Origin of the sequence: Pseudomonas sp. JUb42, from assembly GCF_024807945.1 — a bacterium.
Classification (GTDB): Bacteria; Pseudomonadota; Gammaproteobacteria; order Pseudomonadales; family Pseudomonadaceae; genus Aquipseudomonas.
This window is the reverse complement of the sequence record NZ_JANUFD010000004.1, coordinates 25,376-46,451: the sequence shown is the minus strand read 5'-3', so window position 1 is coordinate 46,451 and position 21,076 is coordinate 25,376. Positions and strand designations below refer to the sequence as shown.

Below are 21,076 nucleotides of genomic sequence, written 5' to 3'. Positions count from 1 at the left end.
GCCACCTGGTTTTTGGAGTTGCCCATGAACACCCTGTTGATGCATTGCCGGCCTGGTTTCGAGGGGGAGGTCTGCTCGGAAATCGCTGAACACGCCGCTCGCCTGAATGTCGCCGGTTATGCCAAGGCCAAACCGAACAGCGCCTGTGCCGAATTCATCTGCACCGAGCCGGACGGTGCCGAGCGCCTGATGCAGGGTCAGCGCTTCGCCGAGCTGATCTTTCCTCGGCAATGGGCGCGCGGTCTGTTCGTCGACCTGCCGGAGACCGACCGTATCAGCGTGATTTTGGCGCAGATGGCTGATTTTCCGGTGTGCGGCAGTCTGTGGCTGGAAGTGGTGGACACCAACGACGGCAAGGAACTGTCGACCTTCTGCAAGAAGTTCGAGGCGCCGTTGCGCAAGGCCCTGACCCAGGCTGGCAAATTGCAGGAAGACCCGCGCAAGCCGCGCCTGCTGTTGACCTTCAAGAGTGGCCGCGAGGTTTTCCTCGGTATGGCCGATGCCGGTAACTCAGCCATGTGGCCCATGGGCATCCCGCGCCTGAAGTTCCCCCGCGAGGCACCGAGCCGCTCGACCCTGAAGCTGGAAGAGGCCTGGCACCACTTCATTCCCCGTGACCAGTGGGACGAGCGCCTGTCCAGCGATATGACCGGCGTCGACCTCGGTGCCGCGCCGGGCGGCTGGACTTATCAACTGGTACGCCGGGGCATGCTGGTCACCGCGATCGACAATGGGCCGATGGCCGAAAGCCTGATGGACACCGGTCTGGTCCAGCACCTGATGGCGGACGGCTTTACCTACAAGCCCCGCCAGCCGGTGGACTGGATGGTCTGCGATATCGTCGAGAAACCCGCGCGCAACGCCGCCTTGCTGGAAACCTGGCTGGGCGAAGGGCTGTGCCGCGAGGCGGTGGTCAACCTCAAACTGCCGATGAAACAGCGCTACGCCGAAGTGCGCCGCCTGCTCGAACGCATCGAGGACGGCTTTCGCGAGCGCGGGGTCAAGGTTTCCATTGGTTGCAAGCAGCTGTATCACGACCGCGAGGAAGTGACCTGTCATTTGCGGCGCCTGGATATCAAGCGCAAATAAAGTGAGATATGCGGCGGCGGATGTTGTAGAGGCAAAATTTGTGGGAGATCCCGCCCCGTCTACGACGCCGCGCTGTCACGCAGCAAACACTAACCGGGGCACGGAGCAAATCTAGTGGGAGCGAATTCATTCGCGAAGACGCCGGTACATCCGATGCATCTTCATCGTCCGGTACACCGCTTTCGCGAATGAATTCGCTCCCACACAGCCTGCGCGCAGGCCTCACAATTCGTCCCTAATGTGCCTCCAGTGGCTGGCAGGGGTTAATTGAGCGACAATACCCGCCAGTTTTTGGAGTCCCTCATGCCTGAATCCATCGAAAGTCTTGCCGTGGACGCTGTCCTCGATGCCAGCGGCCTCAACTGTCCTGAGCCGGTGATGATGCTGCACCAGAAAGTCCGCGACCTGCCTGCGGGCGGTCTGCTCAAGGTCATTGCCACCGACCCCTCAACCCGCCGCGATATTCCCAAGTTCTGCGTATTCCTCGGCCATGAGCTGGTCGAGCAGCAGGCCCAGGAAGGCACGTTCCTGTACTGGATCCGCAAAAAGCAGGATTGATCCTGTTATCCGCCCTGCGCTATGCATCTGTCTCTGCCTGGAGTTCCACCATGCGAATCGTTGCTGACGAAAATATCCCGCTGCTCGATGCGTTCTTCGGTCATCTGGGCGATATCCATCGTCTGCCGGGCCGTTCCATCGACCGCGCGGCGGTGGCCGAGGCCGATATCCTGCTGGTGCGGTCGGTCACCCCGGTGACCCGGCAACTGCTTGAAGGCAGCCCGGTGCGTTTTGTCGGCACCTGCACCATCGGCACCGATCATCTGGATCTGGATTATTTCGCCGAGGCGGGCATCCAGTGGTCCAGCGCTCCGGGCTGCAACGCCCGTGGCGTGGTGGACTATGTGCTGGGCAGCCTGCTGACCCTGGCGGAGATCGAAGGCACCGACCTGGCTGCACGCACCTATGGCGTGGTCGGAGCCGGTCAGGTCGGCGGGCGTCTGGTCAAGGTCCTGCAGGGGCTGGGTTGGAAGGTATTGGTGTGCGACCCGGTGCGTCAGACAGCCGAAGGTGGCGATTTCGTCAGCCTTGAGCAGATCATCGAGCAATGCGACGCCATCAGCCTGCACACGCCCCTGGACAAGGGCGGCGAACACCCGACCTGGCACTTGTTCGATGCGGCTCGCCTGCGCCAATTGCGCCAGGGTTGCTGGCTGATCAACGCCAGTCGCGGGCCGGTGGTGGACAACGCTGCGCTGCACGAAGTGCTGCTTGATCGCGAAGACCTGCAAGCGGTACTGGATGTCTGGGAGGGCGAGCCGAAGGTCAATACCGAGCTGGCCGACCTGTGTGTGATCGGCACTCCGCACATTGCCGGTTACAGCCTGGACGGCCGCCAGCGCGGCACTGCGCAGATCTATCAGGCGCTGTGTGCATTCCTTGGCCAGCCTGCAGCAATCAAGCTTGCCGACCTGTTGCCGCAGCCGTGGCTCACCGAAGTCACCCTGGACAGCCGCACTGACCCGACCTGGGCCTTGAACATGCTGTGTCGCGGCGTCTACGACCCGCGCCGCGACGATGCCGATTTTCGCCGCAGCCTGGTCGGTGAAGTCAGCCAGCCACTGGCCTTTGACGCCCTGCGCAAGCATTACCCGCCGCGTCGCGAGATCGATGGGCTGACGGTGCGGATCAACGGGGAGGCTGCGCAGTTGGTGCAGTTGGTCACCGCTTTGGGTGCAAGCCTGGTGTAACGACGGGCACCGTTGGAGCGAGGCTTGCCCGCGAAGGGCGTAACGCGGTGTGCCTGATACGCCGCATCGTCAGGTTCGCGGGTGAGCCTCGCTCCAACGAATCTGTGTTTATCATTCGGTCTGCGCAAAAAGAAAAACCCGACAACTGGGTCGGGTTTCAAGTGTTTTTTTTGTCGCATCAATCTTGTTTTTCCGGTTTGACCCAGTGCTTGTCGCATTCCTGGCAGGCGGCCTGAACCATTTCTTCGGTGATCAGGATTTCCCGCCCGTCCTTGTCGAGTACCGCCCCGCCTACATGGAGGTTAGGGTTGGCTCGAACGACCTGGACTTGATTACGGCTGTCTTGCAAGCTCATGGTCTTTCTCCTCATCGGCTCATCAGGTAGTGCTCAAGCTACTGTTGCTTGATGACCACGCCATGACATCCGCGTGTGCCTCAAGTACGTCTCCAGTCCACCAGAAACGGTAACTGGCTGCCAGTGTCGGCTTAGATCAATCCAATCTAAAACCCTGACTACTAACCTGACTCGTCTCGTCCGGCAGAGTTCATCCTTGCGGTTGCCGACGTGACCGGGGATTAGGTGTAGGCTCTGGCGCTCACGTGTTCAGCCACAGGCTGATGGAGGCTTCATGGTCGCAGTGTTTTCCGGGCGTCAGCGTCAGGCAATCCGTCTCGCGGCGCAGTTTCTCGCGCCTTATCGCTGGCGGGCATTCGGGGCTCTGGTGGCATTGATCGTCACTGCCGGCATCACCCTGTACATGGGCCAGGGCATCCGACTGATGGTCGATCACGGCTTCATGACCCGCTCGCCGCAAATGCTCAACGAATCCATCGGCCTGTTCATGTTGCTGGTCGTGGCCTTGGCCATTGGCACCTTCTCGCGGTTCTATCTGGTGTCGTGGATTGGCGAACGGGTAGTGGCAGACTTGCGCAAGAAGGTCTTCGACCATCTGATCGATTTGCATCCGGGCTTCTATGAGAACAACCGCAGCTCCGAGATCCAGTCGCGCCTGACTGCCGACACTACGCTCTTGCAGTCGGTAATCGGCTCGTCGCTGTCGATGTTCCTGCGCAACGTGCTGATGGTCATCGGCGGCATCATCCTGCTGTTCATCACCAATCCCAAGTTGACCAGTATTGTGGTGGTGGCGCTGCCCCTGGTAGTGGCGCCGATCCTGATTTTCGGCCGTCGCGTGCGCTCGCTGTCGCGCCAGAGCCAGGACCGTGTCGCTGATGTCGGCAGTTATGTCGCCGAGGCCCTGGGCCAGATCAAGACGGTGCAGGCCTACAACCACCAGCAGCAGGACAAGCAACGCTTCGCCGTGACTGCCGAGGAGGCCTTCGAGACCGCGCGCAAACGCATTTTGCAGCGTTCCTGGCTGATTACCCTGGTGATCGTATTGGTGCTGGGGGCGGTGGCGGTAATGCTCTGGGTCGGCGGCATGGACGTGATCGAGGGCACCATCTCCAGTGGCGAGCTGGCGGCATTCGTGTTCTACAGCCTGCTCGTCGGCAGCTCCTTCGGCACCCTCAGTGAGGTCCTCGGCGAGCTGCAACGGGCAGCCGGTGCGGCTGAGCGCATTGGTGAGCTGTTGCAGGCGCGCAGTGAAATTCATGCGCCGGTCAGCGATCTGCTGAACCTGCCGCAGCGGGTCAGTGGCAATCTGGAGTTGCAGGGCGTCAGCTTTGCCTACCCGTCACGGCCCGAGCGCAACGCCGTCGATGCCCTGAGCCTGATTATCAATGCCGGCGAGACCCTGGCCCTGGTCGGGCCTTCAGGCGCCGGCAAGTCGACCCTGTTTGATCTGTTGCTGCGTTTCTATGATCCGCAGCAGGGTCAGGTGCTGATCGAGGGCATGCCGATTCAGCGTCTTGATCCTCTCGACCTGCGTCGCTGTTTTGCCCTGGTCTCCCAGAGCCCGGCGCTGTTCTTCGGCAGCGTCGAGGATAACATCCGTTACGGCAACCCGGCGGCGACCTTCGAACAGGTCGAAGCGGCGGCGCGCATTGCCCATGCCCATGAGTTCATCATGGAACTGGCGGATGGCTACAAGACCCATCTGGGCGACGGCGGCCTCGGCCTGTCCGGCGGGCAGCGTCAACGGCTGGCGATTGCAAGGGCGCTGGTAGTGGATGCGCCGATCCTGCTGCTGGACGAAGCCACCAGCGCGCTGGATGCACAGAGTGAGTATCTGATTCAGGAGGCCTTGCCGAGCCTGATGCAGGGCCGCACGACCCTGGTCATCGCCCACCGCCTGGCCACCGTGCAGAATGCCGACCGCATTGCGGTGATCGATCAGGGGCGTCTGGTGGCGGTAGGCACGCATCAGCAACTGATCGCCAGTAATCCGCTATATGCGCGGCTGGCGGCGTTGCAGTTCAATGCGCGGGATGGCGCGTCGTAAATAATCGACAGATTGGAGCAGGGCGGTAGTGAATTCTGTGGGAGCGAATTCATTCGCGAAGGCGGTGTTCAGACGATAAAAATGCGTCGGATGTAATGGCCGCTTCGCGAATGAATTCGCTCCCACAATTCGCTCCCGCATCGAATGTTTTATCGGGTGTGCGGGGGCTTCAGAACTTAGCGGTACTCACACAGGTAAGCAGTATCCACAGGCACTTTCAGCTGGAACTTGCTGTTGGCCGGCACATTGAACTGGCTGCCGGACTTGAAGGTTTCCCAGTCGCTGCTGTCTGGAAGCTTGACGGTCAGTTCGCCCGAGATCACATGCATGATTTCGCGCTTGGCTGTGCCGAATTCGTATTCGCCCGCTGCCATCACACCAATGGTCGCTTCGCCTTCAGCCTGGGCGAAAGCGATGGATTTCACGGTGCCATCGAAGTATTCGTTGACTTTGAACATGGGTATTTCCTCGGACAAGGGGCAAAAAGAGGCGGCCAGTATGCCCAAGGCACCCGTTACCGTCACCCCTCAAGCAAGTGAGTCTTATTCAGCGCGGCAGGATCAACGGCAGTAACCGCCCGGTGTTGCGTGCGTCGGCCAGGGCGCGGTGCTGCTGCCCGCTGAACTGCATTCCGGCCAGCTGCAACGCGGCATTCAGGCCTGGCGCGCGTTGCAGTTGGCGGGCCTGGGCGAAGCGCTGCTTGAGGTTGACGTAGGGCATGCCGGTCAGCACGCTGGTCAGCTCGTGCTGGCGCCATTGCTCTTCCAGTTGGTGCTTGTCGTATTCCCCCCAACTGGCCCAGCCCATCACCCTGGGTTGATGATGAGCCAGCCAGCGCTCGAACTGCGGCCATACCGTATCCAATGGTGCAGCGGTGTCGATATTGTCTTGGCTGATATGGGTCAGCTCGCGACAGAAGTGAGTCAGCAGAGGGCGCCGCTGCGGGCGGACAAAGCGTTCGAAGTGGTCCAGCTCGCGTCCGTCCTGATTGACCAGTGTGGCGCCGATCTCAATGATTTCCATTTCAGCCACGGGCCAGCCACCTTCTTCGGTGGTCGCCTCCAGATCAATAACCAGCCAGTGCGGCATATCAAGCTCCTCTTTCGCGTTTCAGTGCAGCGTAGACACTTAAAGTCCGCTCTGCCCGGTGCGCTGATGCAGTGTCGGGATTATCCGCAATGGCATCTGGACAAGCATCAGGCCGTCAAGTGCCCGTCTCGTCGTGTTGTCTGTATGGACTGTGCACATATGTGCTTTTTTGGGATTATTTTTCAGAGGCGATTCGCCTGCGCGGTTTATAGCGCAGGCCTTCTCATCCCGGCCCTGCTGGGCGAAAAGGCTTTATGCCAGCATCGAGGTCAAGAGGCGCTTCACAAAAGCCTCGCAGCGGGCTGATTTGCCAGTTGTTTAATCGTCAGAAACCTCCTAGCTTAGCCAGTATCCCTAATCCACGGAGGTTGCAGTCTTGATGTTTTCGCCGGTACGGACTGCCTTCAAGGGCGTGTTGTTGGCTGCCGTGACAATGCTGGCGCTACCGGTCAGCGCCCAGCAGATTGTGCGGATTGGGGCCGCGCATTTTCCGCCTTATACGATTCGCCCGGAAAAGGGTGCCGACACCGGTCTGCTGCCGGAGCTGGTCGAGTCCCTGAATGCCGCTCAGAGCGATTACAAGTTTGTCCTGGTGCCAACCTCGATTCCTCGACGTTTCCGCGATTTCGAGCAGGGCCGCACCGACATGGCCATCTTCGAGAATCCCGAATGGGGCTGGCAGGACATTCCCCACGTTGCTGTGGATATGGGTCTGGAAGACGCCGAGATCTTTGTCGCCAGCAAGGCTCCGGGCCGCGACCAGAGCTACTTCAATGATCTGAAGGGCAAGCGCCTGGCGCTGTTTGCCGGGTATCATTACGCGTTTGCCCAGTTCAATCCGGACCCCAAGTACCTGGCCGATCACTTCAATGTCAGCCTGACGTATTCCCACGACAGCAATCTGCTGATGATACTGCGCGGGCGGGCGGATATTGCTTTGGTGACGCGCTCCTACCTCAGTGATTTCATGGCGCGCAATCGTGACGAGGCTCGCCAGTTGATGCCCTCGGAGCGCGTTGATCAGGTTTATCGCCATTACGCGCTGCTGAGCCCGAATGCGGCCATTACCGGGCCGCAGTTTGCTGATTTGCTCAAGAAGCTGCGCGACAACGGCCAGATGCTGAAGATATTCCAGCCGTTTCGCATAGCGGTGACGCCGCTGGCGTCAAATGGGGTGGTGGCGGGGGTGGGGGTCAGTAAGCTCTGACTTTGAGGCGCCAACCTGTAGGAGCTGCCTAAGGCTGCCAATGGAGGCTGGCTGATACAGCGCTTTCGCAGCCTTCGGCAGCTCCTACAGAGGTGTCATTCCAGATGTTGGTTAACGATTACGCGCGTCCTGCGCGTCGGCTTCGGCGTTGCGCTCATGCACGCGCCTCAGCTGTTCTTCGGTGAGGGGCAGCTTCTTCGCCGAGTCCCTGAGCATCATCAGGCCACCGACGATCGAGCCGATCGCAACCAACAGTATTAACCAGGCATACCAGGGCATAGGGTTCTCCTTCTTGTGATACCCGTTTGAGCCTTTGCAGCGCCCAATGGTTCAAGTCTAGATCCGTATGCCCCTTCTTGTACGATCCTTACAGGCCAGTGAGCATCGCGTCGCTCGGCGCGGCAGCACGGGAGTGTGCGGTCAGGCTGAAGTAGATGAAGCCCGCCACCATGAATCCGAGGAAGATCAGGCCGATCAGCACGTTGAACCAGGCCATGGCGATCAGGCAGACCACCGCCAGGACCAGGGCAATGCCGGGCACGATCGGGTAGCCGGGAGCACGGAAGGTACGCTCCAGGTTGGGCTCGGTCTTGCGCAGCTTGAACAGGCTAAGCATGCTCATGATGTACATGACGATGGCGCCGAACACCGCCATGGTGATCATGGCCGCGGTCAGGGTCAGGCCGCCTAGGTTGATCAGGCCGTCGCTGTAGACCGCCGCGATGCCGATGATGCCGCCGGCGATAATGGCGCGGTGCGGGGTCTGGAAGCGTGATAGTTTGGCCAGTGACGCCGGCAGGTAACCGGCGCGGGCGAGGGCGAAAAACTGTCGCGAGTAGCCGAGGATGATGCCGTGGAAGCTGGCGACCAGGCCGAACAGACCGATCCACACCAGCATGTGCAGCCAGCCGGAGCTTTCGCCTACGACGGTTTTCATGGCCTGGGGCAGCGGGTCGTTGATGTTCGACAGAGTACGCCAATCACCTACGCCACCGGCGAAAACCATCACACCCAGGGCCAGCAGGACCAGGGTAATGATGCCGCTGATATAGGCCTTGGGAATGGTGCGCTTGGGATCCTTGGCTTCTTCAGCCGCCATGGCCGCGCCTTCGATGGCGAGGAAGAACCAGATGGCAAAGGGGATGGCCGCAAACATCCCGGCAATGGCCGGGGCGCTGAAGGTATCGGAACCGGCCCAGCCATTGAGGGCGAAGTTGCTGAAGCTGAACGCCGGGGCGACCACGCCCATGAATACCAGCAGTTCCAGTACCGCGAGGATGCATACCACCAGTTCAAAGGTGGCCGCCAGTTGCACGCCAAGGATATTCAGGGCCATGAACACGATATAGGCGCCGACCGCCGCATGTCGTGGGTCCAGGGCCGGGAATTGCACGTTGAGATAGGCGCCGATGGCCAGGGCAATGGCCGGTGGCGCGAAGACGAACTCGATCAGCGTCGCCAGCCCGGCGATCAGCCCGCCTTTTTCGCCGAAGGCGCGACGGCTGTAGGCAAACGGTCCGCCCGCATGGGGGATGGCGGTGGTCAGTTCGGTAAAGCTGAAGATGAAGCAGGTGTACATCGCCGCGACCATCAGGGACGTCAGCAGAAAACCGAGGGTCCCGGCCACGCCCCAGCCATAACTCCAGCCAAAGTATTCGCCGGAGATCACCAGTCCAACGGCAATCCCCCACAAATGCAGGGTGCCCAACGTAGGTTTCAGTTGTGTACTCATGATCTTGCTCCCTAGAGTTTGAGACATCAGGGGGCCGATTGCATCGGTCATGCCAGCGGCAAGTGGATGTGTCGCAATGTTTCAAAAGTCGTCGCAAGCAGAACGGTTCTCGTTAACGAGACGTCACGGCGGCTATGATTGGTGCGGGCCATGCCCGGCGCAGGTGCGTTTTTAAGACGAGAATCTCAATCAGGGCTGCGGGAAAGAACTGTGGGAGCGAATTCATTCGCGAAAGCGGTATTTCAGGTTATAGAAATGAATGAGTTTGACGGGCCAATTCGCGAATGAATTCGCTCCCACAAAAAATCTCATTCCAATTCAGACATGGTAGATAAGCGAATACCTGCCATGCTGAACGGTTACCGATCATCGCCAGCTTCAGCTACAATGCGCGCCGATTTCGACTGCCTGAGACCCCGCCCATGTCCGTCTGCCAGACTCCTATCATCGTCGCCCTGGATTTCCCTACCCGTGACGCCGCGCTGCAGCTGGCCGATCAACTTGATCCGAAGCTGTGCCGGGTCAAAGTCGGCAAGGAGCTGTTTACCAGCAGTGCGTCAGGAATTGTGGAGACCTTGTGCGACAAGGGCTTCGAGGTGTTTCTGGACCTGAAATTCCACGATATCCCCAACACCACGGCCATGGCGGTGAAGGCGGCGGCGGAAATGGGCGTGTGGATGGTCAACGTGCATTGCTCCGGTGGCCTGCGCATGATGGCGGCCTGCCGTGATGTGCTGGATCAGCGCAGCGGTGCCAAGCCCTTGCTGATCGGCGTGACAGTGCTGACCAGCATGGAGCGTGAAGACCTGGCAGGTATTGGTCTGGATATCGAGCCCCAGGAGCAGGTCCTGCGTCTTGCCGCCCTGGCGGAAAAAGCCGGTATGGACGGGCTGGTCTGCTCGGCCCTGGAAGCCTGGGCGCTCAAGGCGGCACACCCGTCGCTGCAACTGGTCACCCCCGGCATTCGCCCGGCGGGCAGTGCCCAGGACGATCAGCGCCGCATCCTGACCCCGCGTCAGGCGCTGGATGCCGGTTCCGATTATCTGGTAATCGGCCGTCCGATCAGTCAGGCGGCCGATCCGGCCAAGGCACTGGCTGCTGTGGTTGCCGAGCTGGCTTGACTCATGAGCAGATGCTTGTCAGGCGATTGGGCTAGAGCGGATTGAGTGGTAGTGAATGTGGGAGCGAATTCATTCGCGAAGGCGGCATTGAAGGCGACGAATATCTATCGGATGTAACGGCCTCTTCGCGAATGAATTCGCTCCCACCAAGTAGCCACCCAATCCCCTTCCACGCTTGCCGGGGATGTCCTGCGCTCACCCCCCCGCAGAATCCCCGTTCCCTCCATGACTGCTGACCTCCGGCGGCACATCGTCCCCGGACATGCGCTTGCGGAACAGTGCCGTGCGCGCGAGCAGCAGGGTGGTCACTGGCAGGGTGATGGCCAGCAGGATCGGGATCAGCCAGGCATGCAGCACCGGCGCCGACTTGAGTTCCGAGAAGAACACAATCGAGGCCAATGCCACGCACCAGGCGCCTATCGTCGACGCCAGGGCCGGTGGGTGCATGCGCTGGAAGAAATCCGGCAGACGCAGCAGGCCCACCGCTCCGGTCAGGGCAAACACACTACTGGCCAATACCAGCGCCGCGGTGATGATCTGCACCCATAGCGGCAGGGTTTCCAGGGCCGTCATTCGATCACCTCGCCGCGCAGCAGGAATTTGGCCAGGGCGAACGAGCCGACAAAGCCGAACAGGGCGATCAGCAGCGCCGCCTCGAAATAGGTGTCACTGGCATAGCGGATGCCCAGTACCAGCATCATCAGCATGGCGACGATATACAGGTAGTCCAGAGCCAGGACCCGATCCTGTGCCGATGGCCCCTTGAACAGGCGGATCAGGGTCAGGACCATCGCCAAGGCAAAGATGAACAGGCTCAGCAGGATGGCGTTTTCGAGCAGGGCGGTCATTGAAAGATCTCCAGCAACGGTCGCTCATAGGTGGTCTTGAAGTGCGCGATGAAAGCCGCTTCGTCGTCCAGATCGAATACGTGCATCAGCAGCACGCTGCGATCCAGGGCCAGCTCCGCCCAGACCGTACCGGGCACCACGGTGCAAATCATCGACAAGGCGGCCAGGCCATTGGCGTCACGCAAGTCCAAAGGCACCCTGACGAACGCCGAGCGGGGCGGCTTGCGTCCGGCGGCCCACACCTGGCGAAACACCTGCAGGTTGGAGACCACGACGTCGCGCCCCACCTGCAGGAACAGACGCACAATGGTCATGGGCTTGCCGATGCGTACCGGCAACGGCCGCAAGGGCGCCATCAGCAGCGGCGCGAGGACGCCGAACAGGATCGCCAGCAGCCAGTTGCCCAGGCTCATGGACAGGTTGAGCAGCAGCCACAGCACGATCAGCGCCACACTCAGCCACGGCGCGGGGAACAGACGCTTCATGGCTATGGCTCCTGTGCCGTCGACGGATTGGGCACCGGGCGTGCGGCCATCACCGAGAAAATGTACTGCTGCGGGTCATGCAGTGCATTGGCGGTGTCACGGGTGTAGTGCAACAACGGTTCGGCCTTGAAGGTCAGGGCAATGCACAGGCCCAGCAGGATCACCACGGGCAGGCATTCGTAGGTGCGCAGGATCGGCGAGGGTCGTTCGCTCGGAGTCCAGAAACGCTGGATGCCGATGCGCGAGAAGGCCAGCAGCGATGCGAGGCCAGAGAAGATCAGCAGGCCGATCAATGCCCAACTGCTGCCGCGTACCGGCTCATCCTGAGCGACGTCCAGGCCCAGGGGATTGAGCAGGGCGCTGAGCAGGCTCAGCTTGCCGATGAATCCCGACAGCGGCGGCATGCCGATGATCAGCAGCGCACAGGCAATAAAGCTCAGGCCGAGGAACGCCATGGTGCGCGGGATGACCTTGCCGACCACGACTTTCTGCTCGTCATCGAGGTTGCTGCCCACGGGCGGATGCAGGGAGCCCAGGTTGCGCGGCAGCAGGTCGGCGTCGTCGTCCAGGGCAATCTCGTTGGCCGAGCGTGAACGTTCGATCAGCTCGGCCAGGAGGAACATGGCACTCAAGGCCAGGGTCGAGCTGACCAGATAGAACAATGCCCCGGCGGTCAGGCTCGGCTGGGCGAAACCGATGGCCGCCACGAGGATCCCGGCCGAGACCAGAATACTCAGGCTGGCCATGCGTTCCAGGCGTTGTGCGGCGATGATCGATACGGCGGCAATAAACAGCGTGACCAGGCCCGCGTAGGTCAGCCAGTCACCGCCAAACAGCGCCGAGGCCCCGGCCTGGGCCGAGAACAGCAGGGTCCACAGGCGCAGCACGGTGTAGATGCCGACCTTGGTCATGATCGCGAACAGCGCCGCCACCGGCGCACTGGCCGCCGAATAGGCCGGGACCAGCCAGAAGTTCAGTGGCCAGATGCCGGCCTTGGCCAGGAAGGCCACGGCGAGAATCGCCGCGCCGGCATGCAACAGGCCCAGGTCGGCTTCGGGCACATGGGGGATCTTCAGCGCCAGGTCGGCCAGGTTGAGGGTGCCGGTCACACCGTAGATCAGCGCGGCGCCGATCAGGAACAGCGACGAGGCCAGCAGGTTAATGGCGATGTAATGCAGGCCTGCCGATACGCGCGCTCGGCCGGAACCATGCAACATCAGGCCATAAGACGCCGCCAGCAGCACCTCGAAGAACACGAACAGGTTGAACAGGTCGGCGGTGAGGAAGGCGCCATACAGGCCCATCAGCTGAATCTGGAACAGCGCATGGAAGCTCGCCCCAGCGCCGTGCCAGCGGGCCAGGGCAAACAGCAGGGCGCAGAAGGCGATGATTCCGGTCAGCACCAGCATCAGCGCCGACAGATGATCCACCACCAACACGATGCCGTAGGGCGCCTGCCAGTTGCCCGGCAGATAGATACCGAAGGAGCCGCTGCTGCCGGTCTGTTGCACCCAACTGAACAGCACCACGGCAATCACCAGATCGAGCAGGGTCGAAGCCAGATTCAGCCAGCCCTTGAGGGTGCGGTGTTTCTCGCCGAGCCAGAGCATGATCGCCGCGGTCAGGGGCGGCAGCAGGATCGGCGCGATGATCAGTGAGTCGATACCCGTCATTGGCGCGGCTCCTTGCCGTCGACATGGTCGGTGCCGGTCAGCCCCCGTGACGCCAGCAGCAGGACCAGGAACAGCGCGGTCATGGCGAAGCTGATGACAATGGCGGTGAGCACCAGTGCCTGGGGCAGCGGGTCGGTGTAGTGCAACAGGTTCTGCGGCACGCCGTCCTTGATGATCGGCTCACGGCCGATAAACAGGCTGCCCATGCTGAAAATAAACAGGTTGACGCTGTAGGACAGCAGGCACAGGCCCATTACCACCTGAAAAGTCCGCGGGCGCAGGATCAGCCAGACCCCGGACGCGGCCAGGGCGCCGATGGCGATTGCGATGACTTCTTCCATTAGAGATCCCTCACTTTCTGGCTGGGGCCTGTGGGAGCGAGGCTTGCCCGCGAAATTGACGACGCGATCTTTATGTTGCTCCGGGTAAGTTTCATTCGCGGGCAAGCCTCGCTCCAACGGGAGATCCAGGCGTTCCGGGTTCATCCGGCTTGGCCGCAATGGGCTTGGGCAGCGCCGTCGGCCGATGGCTACGTACCGACTGGTGAGCAAGAGCGGTGAGGATCAACAGGGTCGAGCCCACCACCACGGCATATACGCCGATATCGAAGAACAGCGCGCTCGCTACGTGAATCTCGCCCAGCAGCGGCAGGGTCAGGTGGGCGGTGTGGGTGGTCAGGAACGGGTAGCCCATCAGCATCGCGCCAAGGCCGGTAAACAGGGCGAACAGCAGCCCGGTGCCCATCCAGCGCAGCGGGCGCAGGCTCATCCGGGCCTCGACCCATTGGGTCCCGGCGACCATGTATTGCAGGATGAATGCCACCGACATCACCAGCCCGGCGACGAAGCCACCGCCGGGCTGGTTGTGGCCGCGCATGAACAGGTACATCGACACCACCAACGCAATCGGCAACAGCAGGCGGACCAATACGGCGGGCACCATCATGAAGCCCAGGGCGGTATCGCTGGCGCTGCGCGGGTTGACCAGGTCAGTGACCACGTCCTTGGCCAGCAGGCGTTGCTGGGCAGGCAGGGCGATGCTCTCCCGGGGCGGGCGGAAGCGGCGCAGCAGGGCGAATACGGTCAGGGCCACGGCTGCCAATACGGTGACTTCGCCGAAGGTATCGAAACCGCGGAAGTCCACCAGCATCACGTTGACCACATTGCTGCCGCCACCTTCGGGCAGGGCGCGGCTCAGGTAGAACGAAGAAATGATGTTGGGCGTGGCCCGGGTCAGCATGGCGTAGGACAGCAGCGCCATGCCGCCGCCGACCAGGGCCGACAGCGCCAGGTCGCGGACGCGGCGGGTGCGGGCATTGAGGCGGCTGCTGATCGTTGGTGCCACCTCTTCGTTGCGTCGCGGCAGCCAACGCAGGCCGAGCAGAATCAGCACCGTGGTAACCACTTCCACTACCAGTTGGGTCAGGGCCAGATCCGGGGCGGAGAACCAGACGAAAGTCACGCAGGTCATCAGGCCGCACACGCCGACCATGATCAGGGCCGCCAGGCGGTGATACTTACCTTGCCAGGCCGCACCCAGAGCACAGGCAATTGCGATCAACCACAGGCAGACGAACACCCCGGAGCCGGGAATCTTCGGCCGCACGCCCCAGGTCAGACCGCTGAAATACATGGGAATGAAACCGGCGACGAGCGCGGCAAATACCATCATGAACAGCTGCGGTTGCAGGCGGCGCGTAGTGACCTGACGTTCGAAGCCCCGGGCCAGGCGCGTCATGATCACCAGGCTGCGTTCGAACAGGCGCTTGCCATTGAGGCGTGAAACCAGCGGCGGCCCGGCAAAGCGTTCGCGCTTCATGGGTCTGCGCAGCAGCAGGAATAGCAGGATGCCGCCGCCCATGGCGATCAGACTCATGATCATCGGCGCGTTCCAGCCATGCCAGATGGCCAGGCTGTACTCGGGCAGGGTGCCGCCGACTACCGGTTGCGCAGCGGTGGCCAGCAGCGGCCCCACCGCTTGCGCCGGGAAGATGCCGACGATCAGGCAGACCAATACCAGCAGCTCCACCGGCGCACGCATCCAGCGTGGTGGCTCATGGGGCGTGTGGGGCAGGTTGCTCGGCTTGAGGCCGAAGAACACGTCTACGGTAAAGCGCAGGGAGTAGGCGACGCTGAAGGTCCCGGCCACTGTCGCGATGATTGGCAGGGCGATTTCGACCCAGGCGGTGGCCGAGATGAACACGGTTTCGGCGAAGAACATCTCCTTGGACAGGAAGCCGTTGAGCAGTGGCACCCCGGCCATGGAGGCGCTGGCGACCATGGCCAGGGTCGCGGTGTAGGGCATCAGCCGGATCAGGCCGCTGAGACGGCGGATATCCCGGGTTCCACTTTCATGGTCGATGATCCCGGCGGCCATGAACAGCGACGCCTTGAAGGTCGCATGGTTGAGGATATGAAACACCGCCGCGACAGCAGCCAGGGGGCTGTTCAGGCCCAGCAGCAGGGTGATCAGGCCCAGGTGGCTGATGGTGGAATAGGCGAGCAGGCCCTTGAGGTCGTTCTGGAAAATGGCCGAGTAGGCCCCGAGCAACAAGGTACAGGCCCCGGCGCCTCCGACGATCCAGAACCATTGTTCACTGCCGGACAGCACCGGCCAGAAGCGCGCCAGCAGGAATACCCCGGCCTTGACCATGGTCGCCGAGTGCAGATAGGCCGAGACCGGTGTCGGCGCGGCCATGGCGTGGGGCAGCCAGAACTGGAAGGGGAATTGCGCGCTTTTGCTCAGCGCGCCGATCAGGATCAGGGTCAGCAGAAGGGGATACAGGGCGTGACTGCGAATCGCCTCGCCAGAGGTCAGCACTCGATCCAGATCGTAGCTGCCGACCACATGGCCCAGCAGCATCACTCCGACCAGCAGCGCCAGGCCGCCTGCGCCGGTGACCATCAACGCCATGTAGGCGCCGCGGCGGGCATCGGAGCGGTGGTGCCAATAACCGATCAGCAGGAAAGAGAAAACGCTGGTCAGTTCCCAGAAAAATACGATCTGGATCAGGTTGCCGGACAACACGAGGCCGAGCATGGCGCCCATGAAGGCGAGGAAAAAGGCGAAGAAACGCGGCACCGGATCGTCCGGCGACATGTAGTAGCGGGCGTACAGCGAGACCAGGGTGCCGATACCCAGTACCAGCATCGAGAACAGCCAGGCAAAGCCATCCAGGCGCAGGACAAAATTCAGGCCCAGGCTCGGCAGCCAGAAAAACTCTTCACGGAGCACGCCGCCGTGGGCGACTTGCGGATACCACAAGGCCATCTGAATGGTGCCGACCAGGGCAATCACCCCGGCCAGGATGGATTCGGCATTACGCGCATTGTGTGGCAAAAGGGCTGCCAGACAGCTGCCAATAAATGGCAAAAGCAGTAGAACTATCAGGGACATAGGCTTCTAGTCTGCGGGGAAATGGCAAGAATCATACGTGCCATGGCGTGGATAGCCCAACGCCATGGCTCGGATATTTCCTACAAAAAGTGTCAGGGGCAGACGAGTACTCTACACAAGAATGCTGAAACGGCCGGTGTTTCAGTCCGCTTCGCCGGTGGCTTTGAGCGGATCTTCCTCGGCTTCGACGACCTTGTTGCCTCCTTTCATCTCACTGACGATCACGCCTGCGACAATCAGTGCCGCGCCGAGCAGGGCGATGCCTGGCAGGCGCTCACCAGCCAGGCGCCCGACAATCCCGGCCCAGACCGGTTCGCCCGCATAGATGACGGTGGCGCGGGTCGGCGAAACGGTTTTCTGCGCCCAGTTCATCGCCACCTGGATCACCGCGCTCATGGCGCCCAGGCCGATGGCGATAAACAGCAATTGCCCGGAAAAATCCGGCAACCGCTCGCCGGTCGGGCCGACCATGAGGAAGGCCAGCACCGACGCGGTGGCCAGTTGCACCACGGTGACCCGTCGCACATCGACCTTGCCCGCGTATGCACTGATCAAGATGATTTCGGCAGCGATGGCGACGGCGCTGACCACCGTGGCGATTTCCCCGGAACTGAACTGCAGGGACGCACCGTTGGGCCCGGACAACAGCATCAGCCCGGTAAACGCCAGGGCGATGCCGATACTCGGCATCAAGCCCGGACGCCGCCCCAGCACCAGCCATTGCAGCAGCGGCACAAAGGGTACATACAGGGCCGTGATAAACGCCGATTGGCTGCTGGGGATGGTTTGCAGGCCCACGGTCTGCAAGCCATAGCCCAGCATGATGGCGGCGCCGATGGCGACGCCTGCCTTGAACTCGGCGAGCGTCAGGTCGCCCAGGGTCTTCATGGAAAACAGCCCGACAAAAAACGCCGCCGCCGCAAAGCGCAGGCCGACGAAGAACATCGGACCGCTGATGGTCATGGCATGCTGCACTATCAGAAAGGTGCCGCCCCAGAGCACTGTGATGAAGATCAGCACGGCTTCCGCTTTGCTGATCCGGGGCAAAAAGGCGTTGGTTTTCACGGTGTTCATCGGCTTGGGCCTTGCATGGGCAGTACGCGCGACGCAGAATGCGCCAAAAAGTGGGCAGTATACTGCGCAACCCATATTAATGAGCAATATAGTGCACAAAGAAAATTCACAACGCGCCCCGGTCCTGCAGCATGTCAGCCTCAATGTGCGCCGTCTGCGCAATGCCGCTGACCTGAGCCAGACCGCCCTGGCGGAAAAGTCCGGGGTCAGCCGGCGCATGCTGGTAGCCATTGAGGCCGGGGAAACCAACGTCAGCCTGGCGACCCTCGACCGCGTGGCCGAGGCGCTGGAAGTGGCCTTCAGTGATTTGATCCAGGCCCCGGAAGCCAGCGATCACAGCCGCATCAATGAAGTGGCCTGGGCGGGCGTCTCGCCAGGGAGCAAGGCGGTATTGCTGTCCAAGGCGGTGGCGCGTCGGGAAGTGGAGATGTGGGAGTTTTCCCTGGAACCGGGGGAGGCCTATAGCTCCGAAGCCGACCCCGAGGGCTGGAGCGAGCAGATTTACGTATTTACCGGCTGCCTGCATATCGAGTTGGCCGAGCAGATCCGCGAGGTCGGCGCGGGCGAGTTCTTCATGTTCCCCAGCAACCAGCCCCATGCCTTTCGCAACAACGGCCAGGTCGTCGTACGCTTTGTGCGCAATATCGTGCTGTAAGCCTCATGCCAAAATGATAGGGGCTTAGTACTTTCAGAGAGTTGTTGAACTACATTAATCCCCTCAGCATTGCTGCCCTGTTCATCGCCTGGGAAAGGCCCTGTTAATGACTTTGAATGACGCTTCGTCCGCGCTTGTTGATGTCCTGATCGTTGGCGGAGGCCTGAGCGGCACTCTGCTGGCGGTGCAACTGCTGCGTCTGCCCGGCCGGCGGCGCATCGTCATTGTCGAGTCGCGCAGCGAGCTGGGCCGGGGCGAGGCCTATAGCGCCACGGAACTGGGTCATACCCTCAACGGCAATGCCGCTCGCATGAGCGTCGATCCTGACAATGCCGATGACCTGACCCAATGGTTGAGCGAGTTCATCGCCGCCGGTGGCTGGCCCGAGTCGAACGAGCAGCACCTGCCGGTGGCTGAGCTATTTCCGCCGCGGGGCATCTTTGGCCTTTATGCGCAACAGCGCCTGGCCGAAGCCCGGGCAGTCGGTGCGCAGCACGGTTCCACTGTCGAACATGTGCGCGGTGAAGTGGTGGATCTCCAGACCCATGCCAGCCATGTCGATCTTATTCTCGCGGATGGCACCGCGTTGCAAGGCCAGGTCGCGGTGCTGGCCACCGGCATGTACGCCGCCGCCCGCACGCCGCAGCGTCAGTCCAGTGGTTTGAATGCCGCGTCTGTCGACCCTTGGGATGTCGCTGCCATGCGCCGTCTCGACCCCGAGGCGCGGGTGCTGATCATCGGCTCCGGGCTGACCATGGTCGATGCCGTGGTGTCCCTGCAACAGGCCGGGCATCGCGGGCCGATCAATGTCTATTCCCGTCATGGCCTGCTGCCCCATGTTCGTCGTCAACCGCCAGCCTGGAGCGACTTCCTTGGCCAGGACCTGAGCATCCGCAGCACCCGGCAACTGTTGCGCAAGGTTCGCGAACAGTGCGAGCTGGCTATCGAGAGCGGTATCGACTGGCAGGCCCCCCTGGACACCGTGCGTGCCCATATCGGCCGCCTGTGGAGCCAGGCCACGGATGTGCAGCGCCGTCAGTTCGTGCGCCATGTGCGGCCCTGGTGGGAAAGCCACCACCACCGTTCGCCGCCGACCAGCGCGGTGGTCCTGGCCCGGCAGGTCGATCAGGGCCGCCTGACCATCGAAGCGGCCTCGTTGCAGGGCGTGGAAACCCTGCCATCCGGGCAATTGCAGATTCGCCTGCGTTATCGCGGTGAAACGCAGCCGAGCACGGTGATTGGTGACGCCCTGATCAATTCCAGCGGTATCGAATACGACTGGCGCCGGGTTGACCGGCCCTTGCCTCGGCAACTGTTGGCCCGGGGCTTGATCCGGCCCGGTCCGCTGGCGCTGGGGATTGCTGCTGATGCGGGTGGCGCGGTGCTCGATGCCCAGGGCCAGGCCGCAACCCGATTGTTTGCCATGGGCCCGCCTTTGCGCGGCATGTGGTGGGAGAGCACGGCGGTGACTGACGTTGCCAGCCAGGCCAAGGCCCTGGCGGTGCGGTTGGCCCGCTAGGCGAGGACCGTAGGACCGGCTTTAGCCGGGAGGGCAATCTCGCGGCTAAAACCGCTCCTACGACCGTGCCTGCGGAAACAATCAGGACAAACCTCACTCCAGCAACTGCGGCCCCGCCCCCCGTTGGCCCAACTCATCGCCCCAATTGCGCAACGGGCAGGCTTCCATGGACAGGCAGCCGCAGCCGATACAACCGGTGAGCTGGTCACGCAGGGCGGTCAGGCGGGTGATGCGGTCATCCAGTTCGGTTTTCCATTGTGCCGACAGCTTGTTCCAGTCCGCTGCCGTCGGTGTGCGGCCCTGGGGCAGGGTTTGCAGGGCGGCATGAATCGACGCCAAGGGAATACCGAGTTTTTGCGCCACCTTGATCAGGGCCACGCGGCGCAGCATGTCCCGTGGGTAGCGGCGCTGATTGCCAGCATTGCGCTGGCTGCTGATCAGGCCCTTGCTTTCGTAAAAGTGTAATGCTGTGACCGCCACGCCGCTGCGGGCGGCCAATTGACCGACTGTCAGTTCGCGGCTGACAGGCGCCGGGTCGGTGCTATTCATATGTGTCGTCCCCACTACATAACAATTCGATCAAGGAAAAGACGCTTGACCTCTAGTTAACTAGAGGTTTTAACCTCCGTGCCGCCGCATAGCAATGCCCGTCAACTATCAGAGGAAAACGTCATGACGATATCCGCCAGTGATCGTCCCTTCAGCCAACTGGTCGAGTTTGCCGTCGCCCCGCAACATCAGGCCGATCTGGTCGCCGCCCTGATCGATCAGGCCGAACGCTTCACTTGCACCTATCCAGGGTTTCTCGGCGCCACCGTGCAAGCCAGTGAAGACGGCTGCCGCGTGCTCAACTACGTGCAATGGCAGGACCGTCAGGCGTGCCTGGATGCGTTCAATAATGCCGAGCAGGGTGAGCAGGATATGCACGGCCTGGTCCGCCGCTATCGCGCAACGTCGGTGACCTTTGGCGGGTTTGAGGTGATGGGCAGGATCGAACCCAATCGGTAGGATGTCTGCCCGGTTGGCGCAAACTCT

At 61.8% G+C, this 21,076-nt stretch carries 22 protein-coding genes; 9 read left to right on the top strand and 13 right to left on the bottom strand.

Annotation, left to right across the window (positions count from 1 at the left end; all coding sequences use genetic code 11):
* Positions 1-24: 24 nt before the first annotated feature.
* From rlmM to pdxB, 3 genes are all read left to right on the top strand, one after another.
* On the top strand, positions 25-1,089 hold the full coding sequence (rlmM, locus tag M2401_RS09160; protein ID WP_259101820.1) for a 23S rRNA (cytidine(2498)-2'-O)-methyltransferase RlmM: 1,065 nt from the start codon (positions 25-27) through the stop codon (positions 1,087-1,089).
* A 303-nt stretch (positions 1,090-1,392) separates the two neighbouring features.
* Positions 1,393-1,647: a sulfurtransferase TusA gene (tusA, locus tag M2401_RS09155; RefSeq protein WP_259101816.1), complete on the top strand. Its 255-nt coding sequence runs from the start codon at positions 1,393-1,395 to the stop codon at positions 1,645-1,647.
* A gap of 50 nt (positions 1,648-1,697) precedes the next feature.
* On the top strand, positions 1,698-2,837 hold the full coding sequence (gene pdxB, locus M2401_RS09150) for a 4-phosphoerythronate dehydrogenase PdxB (RefSeq protein ID WP_259101813.1): 1,140 nt from the start codon (positions 1,698-1,700) through the stop codon (positions 2,835-2,837).
* 178 nt (positions 2,838-3,015) lie between these two features.
* On the opposite strand, the gene M2401_RS09145 is transcribed toward pdxB, so the two are convergent.
* On the bottom strand, positions 3,016-3,192 hold the full coding sequence (locus M2401_RS09145; protein WP_259101811.1) for a PA1571 family protein: 177 nt from the start codon (positions 3,190-3,192) through the stop codon (positions 3,016-3,018).
* 274 nt (positions 3,193-3,466) lie between these two features.
* Here M2401_RS09145 and M2401_RS09140 point away from each other — a divergent pair, with 274 nt between their 5' ends.
* A complete protein-coding gene (locus M2401_RS09140; protein WP_259101809.1) occupies positions 3,467-5,242 on the top strand; it encodes an ABC transporter transmembrane domain-containing protein in 1,776 nt (591 codons plus the stop codon).
* Between the two features lie 176 nt (positions 5,243-5,418).
* Here the strand turns inward: M2401_RS09140 and M2401_RS09135 are convergent, their stop codons facing one another.
* Positions 5,419-5,700, bottom strand: coding sequence for a pyrimidine/purine nucleoside phosphorylase (locus tag M2401_RS09135; protein ID WP_259101806.1), 282 nt, complete (start codon positions 5,698-5,700; stop codon positions 5,419-5,421).
* An 88-nt stretch (positions 5,701-5,788) separates the two neighbouring features.
* Entirely contained in the window at positions 5,789-6,331 is a 543-nt protein-coding gene (locus M2401_RS09130) for an exonuclease domain-containing protein (RefSeq protein ID WP_259101804.1), read from the bottom strand.
* Positions 6,332-6,710: 379 nt separating this feature from the next.
* Here M2401_RS09130 and M2401_RS09125 point away from each other — a divergent pair, with 379 nt between their 5' ends.
* Positions 6,711-7,538 (top strand): substrate-binding periplasmic protein, encoded by an 828-nt coding sequence (locus M2401_RS09125; protein WP_409033899.1) that lies wholly within the window; start codon positions 6,711-6,713, stop codon positions 7,536-7,538.
* Positions 7,539-7,649: 111 nt separating this feature from the next.
* On the opposite strand, the gene M2401_RS09120 is transcribed toward M2401_RS09125, so the two are convergent.
* Both M2401_RS09120 and eat read right to left on the bottom strand, forming a co-directional pair.
* On the bottom strand, positions 7,650-7,817 hold the full coding sequence (locus tag M2401_RS09120) for a DUF2897 family protein (RefSeq protein WP_259101801.1): 168 nt from the start codon (positions 7,815-7,817) through the stop codon (positions 7,650-7,652).
* 88 nt (positions 7,818-7,905) lie between these two features.
* Complete coding sequence (gene eat, locus M2401_RS09115; RefSeq protein WP_259101799.1) at positions 7,906-9,270, bottom strand: ethanolamine permease; 1,365 nt, start codon at positions 9,268-9,270, stop codon at positions 7,906-7,908.
* Positions 9,271-9,692: 422 nt separating this feature from the next.
* On the opposite strand from eat, the gene pyrF reads away from it, so the two are divergent.
* Positions 9,693-10,391 (top strand): orotidine-5'-phosphate decarboxylase, encoded by a 699-nt coding sequence (gene pyrF / locus M2401_RS09110; protein WP_259101797.1) that lies wholly within the window; start codon positions 9,693-9,695, stop codon positions 10,389-10,391.
* A gap of 195 nt (positions 10,392-10,586) precedes the next feature.
* Here pyrF and M2401_RS09105 read toward each other — a convergent pair whose 3' ends face one another.
* The 7 genes from M2401_RS09105 to M2401_RS09075 form a co-directional block, all read right to left on the bottom strand.
* Complete coding sequence (locus tag M2401_RS09105) at positions 10,587-10,964, bottom strand: Na+/H+ antiporter subunit G (protein ID WP_259101794.1); 378 nt, start codon at positions 10,962-10,964, stop codon at positions 10,587-10,589.
* Positions 10,961-11,239 (bottom strand): K+/H+ antiporter subunit F, encoded by a 279-nt coding sequence (locus M2401_RS09100; RefSeq protein WP_259101793.1) that lies wholly within the window; start codon positions 11,237-11,239, stop codon positions 10,961-10,963. The genes M2401_RS09105 and M2401_RS09100 overlap by 4 nt, the downstream gene beginning before the upstream one ends.
* The gene (locus tag M2401_RS09095; RefSeq protein ID WP_259101790.1) at positions 11,236-11,724 is read right to left on the bottom strand and encodes a Na+/H+ antiporter subunit E; all 489 of its coding nucleotides are present in this window, start codon (positions 11,722-11,724) and stop codon (positions 11,236-11,238) included. Before M2401_RS09095 ends, M2401_RS09100 begins: the two co-directional genes overlap by 4 nt.
* 2 nt (positions 11,725-11,726) lie before the next feature.
* Positions 11,727-13,397 (bottom strand): monovalent cation/H+ antiporter subunit D, encoded by a 1,671-nt coding sequence (locus tag M2401_RS09090; protein ID WP_259101787.1) that lies wholly within the window; start codon positions 13,395-13,397, stop codon positions 11,727-11,729.
* A complete protein-coding gene (locus tag M2401_RS09085; RefSeq protein WP_259101785.1) occupies positions 13,394-13,738 on the bottom strand; it encodes a Na+/H+ antiporter subunit C in 345 nt (114 codons plus the stop codon). The genes M2401_RS09090 and M2401_RS09085 overlap by 4 nt, the downstream gene beginning before the upstream one ends.
* A 91-nt stretch (positions 13,739-13,829) precedes the next feature.
* On the bottom strand, positions 13,830-16,793 hold the full coding sequence (locus tag M2401_RS09080) for a monovalent cation/H+ antiporter subunit A (protein WP_259101782.1): 2,964 nt from the start codon (positions 16,791-16,793) through the stop codon (positions 13,830-13,832).
* Between the two features lie 141 nt (positions 16,794-16,934).
* Positions 16,935-17,867 (bottom strand): DMT family transporter, encoded by a 933-nt coding sequence (locus M2401_RS09075; protein WP_409033898.1) that lies wholly within the window; start codon positions 17,865-17,867, stop codon positions 16,935-16,937.
* A 91-nt stretch (positions 17,868-17,958) separates the two neighbouring features.
* Here M2401_RS09075 and M2401_RS09070 point away from each other — a divergent pair, with 91 nt between their 5' ends.
* The gene (locus M2401_RS09070; RefSeq protein ID WP_259101780.1) at positions 17,959-18,522 is read left to right on the top strand and encodes a helix-turn-helix domain-containing protein; all 564 of its coding nucleotides are present in this window, start codon (positions 17,959-17,961) and stop codon (positions 18,520-18,522) included.
* Positions 18,523-18,628: 106 nt separating this feature from the next.
* Positions 18,629-20,041, top strand: a complete 1,413-nt coding sequence (locus M2401_RS09065) for an FAD/NAD(P)-binding protein (RefSeq protein WP_259101778.1) — start codon at positions 18,629-18,631, stop codon at positions 20,039-20,041.
* Between the two features lie 93 nt (positions 20,042-20,134).
* Here the strand turns inward: M2401_RS09065 and soxR are convergent, their stop codons facing one another.
* Positions 20,135-20,590, bottom strand: a complete 456-nt coding sequence (gene soxR / locus M2401_RS09060; RefSeq protein WP_259101776.1) for a redox-sensitive transcriptional activator SoxR — start codon at positions 20,588-20,590, stop codon at positions 20,135-20,137.
* Positions 20,591-20,713: 123 nt separating this feature from the next.
* On the opposite strand from soxR, the gene M2401_RS09055 reads away from it, so the two are divergent.
* Positions 20,714-21,049, top strand: a complete 336-nt coding sequence (locus M2401_RS09055) for an antibiotic biosynthesis monooxygenase (protein ID WP_259101773.1) — start codon at positions 20,714-20,716, stop codon at positions 21,047-21,049.
* Positions 21,050-21,076: the final 27 nt, after the last annotated feature.

Excerpts from the sequence above, each read along its gene's own strand:
- M2401_RS09135 (WP_259101806.1), bottom strand. The coding sequence starts at position 5,700 with ATGTTCAAAGTCAACGAATACTTCGATGGCACCGTGAAATCCATCGCT.
- M2401_RS09085 (WP_259101785.1), bottom strand. The coding sequence starts at position 13,738 with ATGGAAGAAGTCATCGCAATCGCCATCGGCGCCCTGGCCGCGTCCGGG.
- pdxB (WP_259101813.1), top strand. The coding sequence starts at position 1,698 with ATGCGAATCGTTGCTGACGAAAATATCCCGCTGCTCGATGCGTTCTTC.
- soxR (WP_259101776.1), bottom strand. The coding sequence starts at position 20,590 with ATGAATAGCACCGACCCGGCGCCTGTCAGCCGCGAACTGACAGTCGGT.
- M2401_RS09120 (WP_259101801.1), bottom strand. The coding sequence starts at position 7,817 with ATGCCCTGGTATGCCTGGTTAATACTGTTGGTTGCGATCGGCTCGATC.
- M2401_RS09095 (WP_259101790.1), bottom strand. The coding sequence starts at position 11,724 with ATGAAGCGTCTGTTCCCCGCGCCGTGGCTGAGTGTGGCGCTGATCGTG.
- M2401_RS09100 (WP_259101793.1), bottom strand. The coding sequence starts at position 11,239 with ATGACCGCCCTGCTCGAAAACGCCATCCTGCTGAGCCTGTTCATCTTT.
- M2401_RS09055 (WP_259101773.1), top strand. The coding sequence starts at position 20,714 with ATGACGATATCCGCCAGTGATCGTCCCTTCAGCCAACTGGTCGAGTTT.
- eat (WP_259101799.1), bottom strand. The coding sequence starts at position 9,270 with ATGAGTACACAACTGAAACCTACGTTGGGCACCCTGCATTTGTGGGGG.
- M2401_RS09125 (WP_409033899.1), top strand. The coding sequence starts at position 6,711 with ATGTTTTCGCCGGTACGGACTGCCTTCAAGGGCGTGTTGTTGGCTGCC.
- M2401_RS09145 (WP_259101811.1), bottom strand. The coding sequence starts at position 3,192 with ATGAGCTTGCAAGACAGCCGTAATCAAGTCCAGGTCGTTCGAGCCAAC.
- M2401_RS09140 (WP_259101809.1), top strand. The coding sequence starts at position 3,467 with ATGGTCGCAGTGTTTTCCGGGCGTCAGCGTCAGGCAATCCGTCTCGCG.
- M2401_RS09090 (WP_259101787.1), bottom strand. The coding sequence starts at position 13,397 with ATGACGGGTATCGACTCACTGATCATCGCGCCGATCCTGCTGCCGCCC.
- M2401_RS09130 (WP_259101804.1), bottom strand. The coding sequence starts at position 6,331 with ATGCCGCACTGGCTGGTTATTGATCTGGAGGCGACCACCGAAGAAGGT.
- rlmM (WP_259101820.1), top strand. The coding sequence starts at position 25 with ATGAACACCCTGTTGATGCATTGCCGGCCTGGTTTCGAGGGGGAGGTC.
- M2401_RS09105 (WP_259101794.1), bottom strand. The coding sequence starts at position 10,964 with ATGACGGCCCTGGAAACCCTGCCGCTATGGGTGCAGATCATCACCGCG.
- M2401_RS09065 (WP_259101778.1), top strand. The coding sequence starts at position 18,629 with ATGACTTTGAATGACGCTTCGTCCGCGCTTGTTGATGTCCTGATCGTT.
- M2401_RS09080 (WP_259101782.1), bottom strand. The coding sequence starts at position 16,793 with ATGTCCCTGATAGTTCTACTGCTTTTGCCATTTATTGGCAGCTGTCTG.
- M2401_RS09075 (WP_409033898.1), bottom strand. The coding sequence starts at position 17,867 with ATGAACACCGTGAAAACCAACGCCTTTTTGCCCCGGATCAGCAAAGCG.
- tusA (WP_259101816.1), top strand. The coding sequence starts at position 1,393 with ATGCCTGAATCCATCGAAAGTCTTGCCGTGGACGCTGTCCTCGATGCC.
- pyrF (WP_259101797.1), top strand. The coding sequence starts at position 9,693 with ATGTCCGTCTGCCAGACTCCTATCATCGTCGCCCTGGATTTCCCTACC.